The sequence below is a fragment of the Corynebacterium sp. Marseille-P4321 genome, assembly GCF_903645305.1.
Classification (GTDB): Bacteria; Actinomycetota; Actinomycetes; order Mycobacteriales; family Mycobacteriaceae; genus Corynebacterium.
The window spans coordinates 330,148-343,422 of sequence record NZ_CAHJXO010000003.1 but is presented as its reverse complement, the minus strand read 5'-3'; the positions used below and the strand labels follow the sequence as shown (position 1 = coordinate 343,422).

Here is a 13,275-nt window from a genome sequence, read left to right as displayed (position 1 = left end):
GAAACCACACTCACTCGCAAAGGAGAATTCCCATGCACACCTTCACCAACGCCTACCTCACCGCCCGCTTCCGCGCCGCCGCCATGCTGGCGAAACTGCGCGAGGAAAAAGGGATGAGTACTATCGAATATGCGTTCGGCTCGCTGGCGGCAGCCGCTCTCGCTGGCGTGCTTTATCTCGTGGTCAATGGTAACGGGGTAACCACCGCTATCGAAAGCGTGATCACCGACGCGCTGAACGACCGCCCGAACTAATGCAGACCATCGAGGCCGCGCTGTCGCTCTCCGTACTGGTGGTGGTCGCCGCGGCGATCGTGTCCGGTATCGCCACCATGGGCGCCTACATCACCGCAGTGGATGTGGCGGGCGCGGCGGCGCGGGCCCACGCCCTCGGGGTGGAGTACTCCGCCCCACGCGGGGAGGTGGACATCACGGTGGCGGGAGGTCTGGCCACAGCCACGGCGCAGATCCCAGCGCCGGTGGGCACCATGAGCGCTACCGCAATCTTCCCCGTGGAGTTCGAATGAGCCGGATCAAGAGGGCATTGCTTGACGACGCAGGCTCCGCCACCGTCACCGCCACCGGCATCATCACCGCGGTGGTGTCCCTGGCACTCGTCGTCGCGGCTGCGGGCGCGCACACTGCGCACTCCCACCGTGTCCGGGTGGCGGCCGACCTCGCCGCGGTGGCGGGAGCCCAGGCGCTCTACAGCGGCGCGGACGCCTGCCTCTGGGCCGAAACAACCGCCTCGCACAATGGGGCGCAGCTGCGCTCGTGCGAGCTCCGCGACGGCGACATCATCGTCGAGGTGCGCCGCGGCACCACCGACGCCGCGGCCCGCGCCGGGCCCTAAGCAGTCATGGACACCAGCGCGCCGAGCAGCTTCAACGCGGCGTGCTTGTCCAGTGGCTGGTTGCCGTTGCCGCACTTCGGCGACTGCACGCACGACGGGCAGCCGTGCTCGCAGGCACAGGAACGCACCGCCTCGTAGGTTGCCTCGATCCACTCGTGGAAGCGGGCGAAGCCCTCGTCCGCAAAACCGGCTCCGCCTGGGTGGCCGTCGTAGACGAACACCGTGGGAAGCATCGTGTCTGGGTGCAGCGCGGTGGACACCCCGCCGATGTCCCAGCGGTCGCAGGTGGCCAAAAGCGGCAGCAGACCGATCGCAGCGTGCTCAGCGGCGTGCAGGGCCCCCGGGGTCTCCCCGGCGGTAATGCCCAGCTTGTCCAGCACCAACGGGTCGATCGTGTAGGCACAGGCGCGGGTGATCAGGCGCTGCTCCGGCAGATCCAGCGGGATATGCTCGCTCACCGTGCCGTCGGCAAGACGCACCACGTACCCGGTGACCCGGTCCACCACCTCAACGTCCACGTTTGCCACCCACAGCCCCGGCGACGGGTTCACCAGCGCGGACGCCTCACCCAGGATGGTGATGTCCGTGGTGGAGCGCGCCTGCGTGGAGTAGTCGGGCTGCTCCGGCGCCACCAGCGCGACGTAGTCGTCCAGGTCCAGCGACTGCACCACGTAGTACTCGCCCTGGTGGATGTACACCGCTCCGTCGTGCACCTGGCTCATTGCGCGCACGGCATCCACGGTGCCCAGCAGGCGCCCGTCGGTGACGTCCACGATCATCACCTGCTCGCCGGTCCCTCCGCGGATAGACACCGTGGCGTGCGCCGACTCCGGGGTGACGGCCCCCTCGAGCTGCGGCACCGCGAACCAGCCGCGCGGGCGACGCCGCAACAGGCCAGCGTCCTCGAGTTCCGCCACCACACCGCGGGCACCGAACGCATCCACGTCTGCTTCGCTCAGCGGTCGCTCTACCGCGGCGCAGTACACGTGGCCGCGCAGGATGTGCGGGTTCTCCGGGTTGAACACGCTCGCCTCCACCGGTCGGCCCAGCAGCGCTTCCGGGTGGTGCACCAGAAAGGTGTCCATCGGCTCGTCGCGGGCCACCAGCACCACCACCGAGTCCTGGCCACGCCTGCCCGCGCGGCCCGCCTGCTGACGAAACGACGCCACGGTGCCCGGAAAGCCCGCCATCACCACCGCGTCTAGGCCCCCGACATCGATGCCCAGCTCAAGTGCGTTCGTGGTGGACACACCAAGCAGATCCCCGGCGTCGAGGGCGCGCTCGAGGCGGCGGCGGTCCTCGGCTAGGTACCCGGCCCGGTAGGGCGCCACGCGCTGCGCGAAATCCGCGCGCCCGGCGGAAACCAGCTGCTCCTGTGCGCGCATGGCCACAGTCTCCGCGGCGCGCCTGGAACGCACGAACGTCAGCGTGCGTGCGCCCTGCAACAACAGCTCCGTCATCACGGCGGCCGCTTCGGTGGTGGCGGGGTAGCGTACCGGCGCCCCGTTTTCTCCCTCGGCGCCTTCGATGAACCCGGGCTCCCACAGTACGATCGTGCGCTCGCCGTGAGGTGCGGTGTCCTCCGTCACGGCCCGTACCTTGCGTCCGCACAGTCGCTCCGCGTGCGCCGCCGGGTCCGACGCGGTGGCGGAGGCGAACACCAACGTGGGGTGCGAGCCGTATACCGCGGCCAGACGCAGAAGACGCCGCAGCACCAGCGCCACGTTCGCGCCGAACACGCCGCGGTAGGTGTGGCACTCGTCCACCACCACGTACTTCAGGTGGCGTAACAGCCGCGCCCAGCGGGCGTGCCCGCTCAGAATCCCCGCGTGCAGCATGTCCGGGTTGGTGAACACGAAGCGGGTCTGCTCGCGGATACCCGAGCGGGCCTCAGCCGGGGTGTCGCCGTCGTACGGGGCGGGGTGCACGGAAGATAAGGCATCCACCCCGCGAGTGAACCGGGAGACCGCCTGCAACTGGTCGGAGCCCAACGCCTTGGTGGGGGTGAGGTACAACGCGCACGCCGTCTGGTCCTCGGCCAGGGTGGTGAGCACCGGCAGCAGGTAGCCCAGGGACTTGCCGGAAGAGGTGCCGGTAGAAATCACCACGTCCTGGCCCGCGTACGCATAATCGGCGCATGCAACTTGGTGGGTGTAGGGAAGTGCTACGCCATCGTCGATAAGCAATTGCTTCAACTCGGGCTGCACCCAGGCGGGCCAATCGCCGAAACGGGCGGGGCGGGCCGGCTCGTGCTCGATGTGCGTGACCGTCGATGACGGCAGGCGACGAGTGAGCGCCGCGAGGAGTTCATCACCGAGCGAGACCATAGTGGGGAAAGTATGCCACTTTACCGTGCCAACGCTTACTTTTCGTGGCACACTAGTGGTCGGTCACAGATAGTGTGCAAGCCGTGTGTGATCGATATCCAGTTTGAACATTGAAAGGCATCATCACCATGGCAACCGGCACTGTGAAGTGGTTCAACGCAGAGAAGGGCTTCGGCTTCATCGCGCCCGACGACGGGTCCGCGGACGTGTTCGTCCACTACTCCGAAATCCAGGGCTCCGGCTTCCGCACCCTGGAAGAAAACCAGCAGGTTGAGTTCGAGGTCGGCGAGGGCGCGAAGGGCCCGCAGGCGCAGCAGGTCCGCGCGATCTAACCCCGCAAAAACCGCCGCCGAAAAAACAGCCATTTTTCAAAGCCCCGAAAAAACGGGGCTTTTTTGCTGTGCCGCCCTTGCTGCGTATCGGCCCCGGTTAGACCGCGCTGATGCCGCGGCGCACGTCATGCCACTCAAACAGACGGTTCTGCAGTCGCTGGATGATGAATCCCACGGTGGCGCCCAGGAGCACACCGACCACCATGGCCAAGAGGGGGTAATCCGAAAACAGCGAGCCGCCGAGGTAGCCCACGCCGACGGAGAGGAACGCCCACACGACCACGCCGATGGTGTCGTAGAAGAAGAACGCGAACCAGTTGTAGCGCACGCTGCTCAGCACGATCGTGGCCACCCAGCGGGCCCACGGGATAAACCGTGCCACGATGATCGTGGCACCCGCGCCGCGGTTCATGTTGCGCCGCACCCAGGAAATCGCCTGGCCCGCTTTCGACTCCGGGTCGAGCGCGTCCACCCTGTTGATCAGCTTGCTGCCGAGGGCGAAACAGATGTTGTCGCCAATCACGCCGCCGATGATCGCCGCGAGGATCACGGCGCCGACATTCGGCACCCCCTGCGAGGCAGCGAATGCGCCCGCGAGGTTGAGCACCGTTTCACTCGGCACCACCGGCGCCAGCGCATCCAGAACAATCAGTACGGTGACCAGCGGGTAGAAGATTGGCATCGCCATAAGTGTGTTGAGGAAGCCAATGAGCGCATCGATCACGCCGAGTCCACCTTTCCGTACACACGCCTGCCCCGCCAAAATACGCTTTCGCATATCCGTGTGCTAGTTGTCTGATAAGAAAGAGTGAGTTTTGCACGCGAGTAAAGAGGGGTCGTTAAGACGTGGCTGCCAGCGGTAAGACGCTAGTGATCGTGGAGTCCGCGACGAAGGCGAAAAAGATCCAGAAATACCTGGGCGACGACTATATTGTCGAGGCCTCCGTCGGCCACATCCGCGACCTTCCCGGCCGCGCCGCGGACATCCCCGCCAAGTACAAGAAAGAGCCCTGGGCGAAACTCGGCGTGAACCCGGAGGACGGCTTCTCCCCGATTTACGTCGTGTCCACCGACAAGAAGAAAAAGGTCGCGGACCTCAAGGCGAAGCTGAAGGACGCGGACAAGCTCCTGCTCGCCACAGACCCGGACCGCGAAGGCGAAGCGATCGCCTGGCACCTGCTGGAAACCCTGAAGCCCAAGGTTCCGGTGGAGCGCATGGTGTTCAACGAGATCACCGAATCCGCCATCCGCGAAGCCGCCGAAAACACCCGCGAGCTGGACATGGACCTGGTGGATGCACAGGAGACCCGCCGCATCCTCGACCGTCTCTACGGCTACGAAGTTTCCCCGGTGCTGTGGAAGAAGGTCATGCCGCGCCTTTCCGCCGGACGCGTCCAATCCGTGGCCACCCGCGTGATCGTGGAGCGCGAGCGCGAGCGCATGGCGTTCATCCCGGCGGAGTACTGGGACCTGACCGCGGAGCTGACGCCGCAGTCAGGAAAAACAGAGGATTTTTCTGCCCGCCTGGTCACCGTCGACGGCAAACGCATCGCGCAGGGCCGCGACTTCGATGACAGGGGGAGGTTGAAGTCCGATGCGGTAGTCGTCGATAAGCAATATGCGCATGCGCTTGTCGACGGTTTGGGAACCGCCCCCATGCAAGTTTCCGGGGTGGAGGAAAAGCCGTACTCCCGCAAGCCCTACGCGCCGTTTATGACCTCTACCCTGCAGCAGGAGGCGGGGCGCAAGCTGCACTTCACCTCCGCGCGCACTATGCGCATCGCGCAGCGCCTGTACGAAAACGGTCACATCACCTACATGCGTACCGACTCGACTTCGCTGTCGAAGCAGGGCCTGGACGCCGCGCGCTCGGCGGCGCGGGAGCTGTACGGCAATGAATACGTCACGAAATCGCCGCGCATCTACGACCGCAAGGTGAAGAACTCGCAGGAGGCCCACGAGGCCATCCGCCCGGCTGGCGAGCGCTTCGCCACCCCCGGCCAACTCGCCGGGTCGCTCGACGCGGAGGAGTTCAAGCTCTACGAGCTGATCTGGCAGCGCACCGTCGCCTCCCAGATGGAAGACGCCCGCGGGACCTCGATGAAGCTGACCTTGCTCGGTTCCGCCGACGGCACCCCCTGCGAGTTCGCCGCCACGGGACGCACCGTGACCTTCCCGGGCTGGCTGCGCGCCTACTCCGACTCCAACGACAAGGAGACGCGCCTGCCACAGCTCGCCGAGGGCGACCAGCTGGACACCAAAAACGTCACGGCTGACGGCCACACCACGAACCCGCCGGCGCGCTACACCGAGGCGAGCCTGGTGAAGAAGATGGAAGAGCTTGGCATCGGCCGCCCGTCGACGTACGCCAGCATCATCAAAACCATCCAGGACCGCGGCTACGTGGTCACCCGCGGCAACGCGCTGGTGCCAAGCTGGGTCGCGTTCTCCGTCGTGGGGCTATTGGAAAACAACTTCGACGCGCTGGTGGACTACGACTTCACCTCCTCCATGGAGGACGAGCTCGACGAAATCGCCCACGGCAACGAGAACCGCACCGAGTGGCTCTCCGGCTTCTACTTCGGCGACGCCGACGCGAAGGAATCGATGGCCGAGGCCGTTGCGAAGCGCGGCGGGCTAAAGCACATGATCGAGGACAACCTCGAGCACATCGACGCACGTCAGGCGAATTCGCTGAAGCTTTTCGACGACGCCCAAGGCCGTGCCGTGGTCGTCCGAGTAGGCCGCTACGGCCCCTACATCGAACGCGTGGTGGGCGAAAAGGGCGGCGAGCCGGAGTACCAGCGCGCCAACCTGCCGGAATCCGCCACCCCGGACGAGATCACCCTGGAGATGGCGGAGAAACTCTTCGCCACCCCGCAATCCGGCCGCGAGCTGGGGCAAAACCCCGCCAACGGGCGCACGATCGTGGCGAAGGAGGGCCGCTTCGGCCCGTACGTCACGGAGCTTGTGCGTGACGACGAGCGCGCCGTCGCCGAGGCCCGCGCCGAAGAAATCGTAGCCGAGGAGCGCGCAGCGGAGGACGCCCAGCGCGCCGAGGAAGGCAAGCGGGCGAAGAACTGGGAGACCAAGACGGCCACCGCCGCGAAGGAAAAGCGCATCAACGAGCTTGTCGACGAGCAGCTGAAACCCGCCACCGCCTCCCTGTTTTCCAGCATGGAGCCCGCCACCGTCACCTTCGACGAGGCGATGCAGCTGCTCTCCCTGCCACGCGAAGTGGGCGTGGACCCGGCCGATGGGGAAGTGATCACCGCCCAGAACGGCCGCTACGGCCCGTACCTGAAGAAGGGCGAGGATTCGCGCTCGCTGGCCAGCGAGGACCAGATCTTCAGCATCACGCTTGAGGAGGCGCGCCGGATCTACGCCGAGCCGAAGCGCCGCGGCCGCGCCGCCGCGAAGCCGCCGTTGAAGATGCTGGGCGACAACGACGTCTCCGGCAAGCCCATGAGCATTAAGGACGGCCGCTTCGGTCCGTACGTCACCGACGGTGAGACGAACGCCTCGCTGCAGCGCGGCGACACCCCGGAGACGGTGACGGACGAGCGCGCCAACGAGCTGCTTTCGGCACGCCGCGCACGCGAGGCTGAGGACGGGCCGAAGAAGGCGAAGAAGACCGCCAAGAAGAAGGCCACCAAGAAAGCTGCGAAGAAGACCGTGAAGAAGACGGCAAAGCGGCCGCGCCAGACCACCAAGCGCGTCGTGAAGGCGAAAAAACGCTAGTTTTTTGGCGCGGCGTTTAAGCCCGGTCGGCCATGGTGGAGCGCACCGGGCGCGCCAGCTGGGTCATCTTGCCGCGGCCGCGCAGCTCCACCGACTTCATCAGCGTCCAGCGCTGCTGCTCAACCTCGTTAGCGGCGCGCAGGGTCGCCGCGTTGGTGAGCACAAGCCCCGGCGTATCCTTCGCCATCTCTGTGAGGCGTGCGGCGCCGTTGACCGCGTCGCCGATGACGGTGTACTCGAAACGGTCGGAGCCGCCGATGTGGCCGGCCACCACGTGCCCGGAGGCCACACCGATGCCGGCCTTCAGCTCGAGCTCGGAGAGTTCGTCCTGCAGTTCGCGGGCGGTTTGCAGGGCGTGCGAGGCTGCGTCGTGAAGCGCGACTGGCGCCCCGAACACCGCGAGTGCCGCATCGCCCTGGAACTTGTTAATCACGCCCTTGTTGCGGTGCACAACCTCAACCACCACGTCGAAGAACTCATTGAGTGCTTCCACAACCTCTTCCGGGGTGTGGTTCACGGCGTAGGTGGTCGAGCCGATGACGTCGATAAACAACACTGCCACCTTGCGGTCCTCGCCGCCGAGCTCCAGTCGTTCCTCGAGCGCTTTCTGCGCCACCTCCGCGCCGACGTACTTGCCGAAGATGTCGCGCACGCGCTGGCGGTCGCCGAGGCCACGCATCATCTCGTTGAAGCCGGCTTGGAGGACGCCGATCTCGGAGCCGTCGTAAATGTCCACCTGTGCATCGCCCTCGCCGCGGCGCACGCGCATGATGGCGCCCTGCAGCTCGCGGATGGGGTCCACCACGCTCATCACAGCGAACATCGTGCCCATCAGGCCTGTAGCCAGCCCGGCGACGATGAGTGCCGCGATTGCCGGGGTGAGCTCGCCGACGTGGCCCGTGAAAAAGCCGTGGGCCTGGGCGCGGGTGAGCAGAAGCACGCCGACCATCGGCACGGCGGAAGTGGTGAACCAAGTGAGGTAGAGCCGGGACTTGATCGGCGGCTGCAGCGTGGAGTCCTCGAAGCGCCGCGCGAGCGCCTCGGCGGCGATCGGGCGCACGAGGCGCTCCGCCTGCAGGTATGTCAGCACGGCCATGACGAAGCAGGTCAGCCCCGTGGTGATCAGGACGACGAGACTCAATCGGGTGTCGACACGCACTGCGGCTGCCGTGACAATCGCGATGCCTATTACCCACACCGCCACCACGATGATGGTCTGTAACACCGGCAGCCGCATGACCAGGTGGCGGACCATGTTCGGGTCGTGGTCGTCGGGGCTGCGCTGCCACTCCAACACCGGCCGGAACAGGAAGAAAGTCACCACGGTGCCGACGAGGACGGCTGCGGCCGCGTACCCGATGCCGATCAGCCCGAGCTGGCCGTCGAGGCCTAGCTGGTCCACCTCTTCCATGGGGATGAAGTAGCGGATAAACACCATGCAGGCGATCGCGCCTGCGAGGTTGGTGCCCAGCACGGTCGCGGCGTACAGGGGCCACGAGGTGCCCCTGAGCCACTTCAGCCCGCGCCAGAATCTATCCATGGTGTATCACCTTAGCGGTTCACGTCGTGCGCCCGAGTACGCTGTACGTTCGTGACTACCCGCAGCGTAAGCGAGCGCCTTGCCGATACCCCCGCCGTGCGCGAGACCATCATGTCCGCGGCCACGGCAACCAGGGGTGAAGGCGGTTACGCGATGACCCACGCCTGGCTGTTCACCGGCCCACCCGGGTCCGGGCGGTCGAACGCGGCGCTCGCGTTCGCGGCGGCGCTCGTGTGCGAAAACCCCGACGTGGTCGGCTGCGGTGAATGCAAGGCGTGCCGCGACGCGCTCGCCGGGCGGCACACGGATGTAGTGCGGGTCGTGCCTCGTGGGCTGTTTATCAGTGTGGATTACGCCCGCGAGATTGTCCGGGACGCAGCACGCTTGCCGACGGTGGCCCCGTGGCGCGTGGTCATCATCGAAAACGCGGACCGCCTCCACACGCGCGCCGCGGATGCGCTGCTCAAGACAGTGGAGGAACCGCCCGAGCACACCGTGATCATCCTGTGCGCGCCCTCCGACGACCCGGAGGACTTCTCGCAGACGCTGCGCTCGCGCTGCCGCCACCTGTACATCCCCGCGCCCTCGGTGGACGAGGTGGTCCGCATTCTCACGGAGGAAGAAGGCGCAAGCGAATCGGACGCTCGCCTCGCCGCCGCGACCACGATGTGCCACGTCGGCCGGGCCCGCAGGCTCGTGCGAATGGGCGAGGACAACAAGCCCAACCAGTCCCAGATCCGGCGCGCGATGGCGATCAACCTCGCCGAGTCGGTCTTCGCCGGCGCCCGCGCGTTCCAAGAAGTGGGGGCGCTGATCAAGGCGGCGGAGAAGGAGGCCGTGGAGGCCTACGCTGCGGACGACGCCGCCGAACGCCGCAAGCTCGAGGAAGCCTTAGGCGCGGGCGCGAAGGGGAAGGGTGCGGCCAAGGCGCTGCGTGGCGTGGCTTCGTCGGTGAAGCAGCTCGAGGACGAACAGAAGAGGCGCGGAACGCGCCGCAAGCGTGACGTCTTCGACCTCGTGCTCGTGGATCTGGCCGGGGTGTACCGCGACGCTTTGGTGGTCCAATCTGGGGCGTCCGTGCCGCTGACCCACCCAGACTTCGAAGGCCTCGCCCGCGAGATCGCAGAACGCGTCAGCGCCGAAGGGCTCACCGAGTGCCTCGACGCGATCAGCCAGTGCCGTGAGCGCCTCGGGCAAAACGTGTTACCCATGGTGGCGTTCAACGGGATGCTCGGCCGGATCCGGCTCGCCTGCAACGCCAAGTGAACCGGCCCTGAACAGCCGGTTTCACACATGCAGGGGGCCTAGTTTAAGCTTGCTGTTCGGTACAGCCTTCTAGCGCTGTCCGGCCACCTTAGCTCAGTCGGTAGAGCATCTCACTCGTAATGAGAAGGTCGCGAGTTCGATTCTCGCAGGTGGCTCATTTTCGTTTCTGACGGTAGTACACGCGCCGGCGCACGTGCGCGACGGTGTCGTCCTCCTCGTCCACGATGTCGGTTTCGAACCAGTGGAAGTACTTCGAGCCGTCCGCGGTGCGCTCTTTGATGAGGTCGTAGGTGGCGTCGTCGATGGTCATTTCCGCGGTGAGGCGCCCGCGGCCGGGTTTCACGAAGTCCACCTCGGCGCCCGCGTCCCATATGTTGTAGCCGCCGCCGAGCCGCGCCATTGAGGCGAGCATGTAGAACGGGTCCGTCATAGCCATCATCGTGCCGCCGAAAGCGGTGCCCACGCCGTTTTGGGTGAGCAGGTTGGGCTTGTGCGTGACGACGACGCGGGAGCCGTCGTCAGCGAACTCGCGCACGCGCACGCCCGCCCCGAAAAACGGGGGCCACAGCCACATGAACCGGCGGAGGAAAGCGGGGGAGAGCTTCATGAACCCAAAGTTTAGATACTGGGCTAAATACCGGGTAGGAAGCGGGGCACGACTTTGCCGACGGCGTTGCGCGGCAGCTCGTCGATAAAGTGCACGTCCCGGGGTACGGAATGATCCGCGAGGCGGGAGCGAACCCAGTCGCGGACCTCATCGGCCGAAATTTCGGCGTTTTTTACCACCCATACCGCGATGCGCTTGAACGTGTCCGGATCGTCCACGCCATGGGCGTACACCTCGTGGATGCCCGGCATGTCGTCGAGGACCTCGGTGACGGACTGCGGGTGGACGTTCTCGCCGCCGACGATGATCATGTCGTCGCTGCGCGACTGCACATGGAGGAAGCCTTGCTCGTCGAAGTAGCCGAGGTCGCCCATCTCCACCAGGCCGTCGATTTCCACGATCTCGGTGTTCGGATTCGTGTAGCCCTTCAGCGCAGTTTCGTTGTGTAGGAAAATTCGGCCGGTTTTTCCGGTGGGGACTTCGTTGCCGTGCTCGTCGAAAAGCTTCAGCACTGTGCCCGGCGGCACCTTGCCCACCGTGGTGGGGTCTGCCTGCATTTGCTGCGGCGAGGCGGCCGCGGCGAGTGCGAGCTCGGTTGAGCCGTAGACGTTGGCCAGGATGGGGCCGAAGCGCTGCGTCGTGCGACGCAGCAGCGCCGGGGTGACGGCGTTGCCGGCGGTGGCGAGGTAGCGCAGGCTCGACGTGTCGAAGCGCTCGTTGCCCTCCAAGTCGAGCATCTGCTTGAAGAAGATCGGGGAGGAGATCAGCCCGTCGCAGCGGAAATCCTGGATCTGCGCGAAGCAAGCTTCCGGGTCGAAGACGCGGCGCGTGACAATCGTGGAACGCGTGGCCAACGCAACCTGCAGCGCCGACCAGCCCCAGGTGTGGAAGATGGAGGCGGAAAGCTGCACGGTGTCGCCGGCGCGCCACGGGATGGCATCCAGGTAGCCCGCGATGACGAACGGCAGGCGCGGCTCGGGACGCAGGATGCCCTTTGGAATGCCGGTGGTGCCCGAGGACATGAGCACCATATTGCCGTGCTTCGGGAAGCGGGGCAGGGCTGCGTCGCACGGCGGCGCTTTGACGATGTCTGCGATGGATAGGCCAGCACCATTATCGACGTGGGCGCGCACCACCGTCACGTCGACATCTGGAATGCGGTCGGCGAACTCGTCGTCGATGAACAGCACGTTGATGCGGTTTTCTGCGATGATGCCGCGCAGTTGCTCTGTCGACGAGCCGATGTTGAGCAGGAAGATGTGCCCACCGGTGTAGCCCTTCGCGCCGAGGGGCAGGATGATTCCGCGGCCGTTGCGGGCCATCACGCCGATGCGTAGCTCGTCGAATGCCTCCCGCTCGGCGAGGCCGATCAGCCACTTCGCCAAGGCGCGGGCGTCGTATCGGAGTTGGCGGTAGGGCAGTGCCCCGTCGTCGTCGATAAGCGCAATGCGATCCGGCACAGCCGCCGCACCCTGCTCGATCTCGCGGGCGGTGGTGAACCAGTACCTGGTGAGGTTGGGGACGAGCTGCGCCGCGGCGCGTGGGCTGCCTTCAAGGCTGACGAGGCCCGAGCGGAGCACCGCGGGGACGAACCGGGCGAAGGATCTCGCCAAAAACATAGGGCGTTGGGTTGGGCGCATTTGATTAAAGTAGCGCATGTGACTCCTGAGCCTTATGTTGCGACATGGAAAAAACGGTTTAAAGTAACATTCCGACAAAACTTTAGGGCAACGAAGTAGGCCGAGAGAGGTCCAGGGAAGGTAAGGAAGGTTCCACATGCTCACCCGCCGTAAAGTCGCCGCAGTCGTAGCCGCAGCAGCATCCGTTCTCGCCAGCGTCGGACTGGTAGCGCCGGCCGCGGAGGCGCAGGAACGCAACATGGTCATCCTCGGTGACTCTGTCGTCTCCGACCCAAGTGGGCCACAGTGGGCCCGTGGGAAGCTGGGTCTCGACCCGCGCGGCTTCTCCGACGTGACGAATTGGTGCCCCACCAGCCCCACCAACTGGGGCAAGCGCTCGGCCGCCAAACTCGGCATGCCCGCGCGCGACTACTCCTGCACCGGCACCGTCTCCATCCAGAAGGGGCCGCAGTTCGCATCGCAGGTCACCCGCGCCGTCAACGACCGCGGGCTGAGCCCGGCCACCCAACGCGTAATCATCACCACAGGTTTCAACGACACCTACCACCGCGACGGCCGCGACACCCCCACCTTCCGCCGCGACTGGGTCAACGCCATGGCGCCGCAGGTCCGCCGGATCCGCGCCGCCGCGCCCAACGCGCGCATCCAGATCGTGGGCTACCCGAAGATCACGTCTAACGGCAACGCCTGCCTGTTCCACATCGCGCCGAACGTCTCCGACACCACACCGTTCGCACCGCTGGTGCACTGGGAAGACATGATCCAGTGGGCCCAGGTGGACCTCGCCCGCGCAACAGGCGTCGAATTCCTCGACCTGAAACCGTCCACCTGGCACAACAACATGTGCGCCCCGGACGACAAGCGCATGTGGGCCGGGCTCGTCGACTTCTACGGCGGGCCGGGCAACCTTCCGGTCCACGTGAACCAGCGCGGCCACGAGCACGTGGCGAACGTGATCGCGCGTTCCTAA

At 65.9% G+C, this 13,275-nt stretch carries 12 protein-coding genes and 1 tRNA gene; 8 read left to right on the top strand and 5 right to left on the bottom strand.

Features of this window, described 5'->3' with window-relative positions; translation table 11 throughout:
• Positions 1-83: 83 nt before the first annotated feature.
• From HWX32_RS10050 to HWX32_RS10040, 3 genes are read left to right on the top strand one after another with little or no spacing between them, the layout of a single operon-like run.
• Positions 84-254 carry a DUF4244 domain-containing protein gene (locus tag HWX32_RS10050; protein WP_121509116.1) on the top strand — a complete coding sequence of 57 codons (171 nt, stop codon included), beginning with the start codon at positions 84-86 and terminating at the stop codon, positions 252-254.
• Positions 254-526: a hypothetical protein gene (locus HWX32_RS10045; RefSeq protein WP_075469096.1), complete on the top strand. Its 273-nt coding sequence runs from the start codon at positions 254-256 to the stop codon at positions 524-526. Before HWX32_RS10050 ends, HWX32_RS10045 begins: the two co-directional genes overlap by 1 nt.
• A complete protein-coding gene (locus HWX32_RS10040) occupies positions 523-852 on the top strand; it encodes an Rv3654c family TadE-like protein (RefSeq protein WP_075469097.1) in 330 nt (109 codons plus the stop codon). Before HWX32_RS10045 ends, HWX32_RS10040 begins: the two co-directional genes overlap by 4 nt.
• Here the strand turns inward: HWX32_RS10040 and HWX32_RS10035 are convergent.
• Positions 849-3,179 carry a DEAD/DEAH box helicase gene (locus HWX32_RS10035; protein WP_175935738.1) on the bottom strand — a complete coding sequence of 777 codons (2,331 nt, stop codon included), beginning with the start codon at positions 3,177-3,179 and terminating at the stop codon, positions 849-851. The genes HWX32_RS10040 and HWX32_RS10035 overlap by 4 nt on opposite strands.
• 128 nt (positions 3,180-3,307) lie before the next feature.
• Between HWX32_RS10035 and HWX32_RS10030 the strand changes: the two genes are divergently transcribed.
• On the top strand, positions 3,308-3,511 hold the full coding sequence (locus HWX32_RS10030; RefSeq protein WP_075469125.1) for a cold-shock protein: 204 nt from the start codon (positions 3,308-3,310) through the stop codon (positions 3,509-3,511).
• Between the two features lie 97 nt (positions 3,512-3,608).
• On the opposite strand, the gene HWX32_RS10025 is transcribed toward HWX32_RS10030, so the two are convergent.
• Positions 3,609-4,235, bottom strand: coding sequence for a DedA family protein (locus HWX32_RS10025; protein WP_075469099.1), 627 nt, complete (start codon positions 4,233-4,235; stop codon positions 3,609-3,611).
• A 122-nt stretch (positions 4,236-4,357) separates the two neighbouring features.
• Here HWX32_RS10025 and topA point away from each other — a divergent pair, with 122 nt between their 5' ends.
• The gene (gene topA, locus HWX32_RS10020; protein ID WP_175935737.1) at positions 4,358-7,252 is read left to right on the top strand and encodes a type I DNA topoisomerase; all 2,895 of its coding nucleotides are present in this window, start codon (positions 4,358-4,360) and stop codon (positions 7,250-7,252) included.
• 16 nt (positions 7,253-7,268) lie between these two features.
• Here the strand turns inward: topA and HWX32_RS10015 are convergent, their stop codons facing one another.
• The gene (locus HWX32_RS10015; RefSeq protein WP_175935736.1) at positions 7,269-8,792 is read right to left on the bottom strand and encodes an adenylate/guanylate cyclase domain-containing protein; all 1,524 of its coding nucleotides are present in this window, start codon (positions 8,790-8,792) and stop codon (positions 7,269-7,271) included.
• 51 nt (positions 8,793-8,843) lie between these two features.
• Here HWX32_RS10015 and HWX32_RS10010 point away from each other — a divergent pair, with 51 nt between their 5' ends.
• The gene (locus tag HWX32_RS10010) at positions 8,844-10,058 is read left to right on the top strand and encodes a DNA polymerase III subunit delta' (RefSeq protein WP_175935735.1); all 1,215 of its coding nucleotides are present in this window, start codon (positions 8,844-8,846) and stop codon (positions 10,056-10,058) included.
• Positions 10,059-10,140: 82 nt separating this feature from the next.
• Positions 10,141-10,213: transfer RNA gene (locus tag HWX32_RS10005), tRNA-Thr, on the top strand.
• On the opposite strand, the gene HWX32_RS10000 is transcribed toward HWX32_RS10005, so the two are convergent.
• Together HWX32_RS10000 and HWX32_RS09995 are read right to left on the bottom strand one after the other, a co-directional pair.
• Positions 10,213-10,665 carry a DUF4442 domain-containing protein gene (locus tag HWX32_RS10000; protein WP_175935734.1) on the bottom strand — a complete coding sequence of 151 codons (453 nt, stop codon included), beginning with the start codon at positions 10,663-10,665 and terminating at the stop codon, positions 10,213-10,215. The genes HWX32_RS10005 and HWX32_RS10000 overlap by 1 nt on opposite strands.
• 23 nt (positions 10,666-10,688) lie before the next feature.
• A complete protein-coding gene (locus HWX32_RS09995) occupies positions 10,689-12,284 on the bottom strand; it encodes an AMP-binding protein (protein ID WP_254868402.1) in 1,596 nt (531 codons plus the stop codon).
• A 157-nt stretch (positions 12,285-12,441) separates the two neighbouring features.
• On the opposite strand from HWX32_RS09995, the gene HWX32_RS09990 reads away from it, so the two are divergent.
• Positions 12,442-13,275, top strand: a complete 834-nt coding sequence (locus HWX32_RS09990) for a GDSL-type esterase/lipase family protein (RefSeq protein ID WP_175935732.1) — start codon at positions 12,442-12,444, stop codon at positions 13,273-13,275.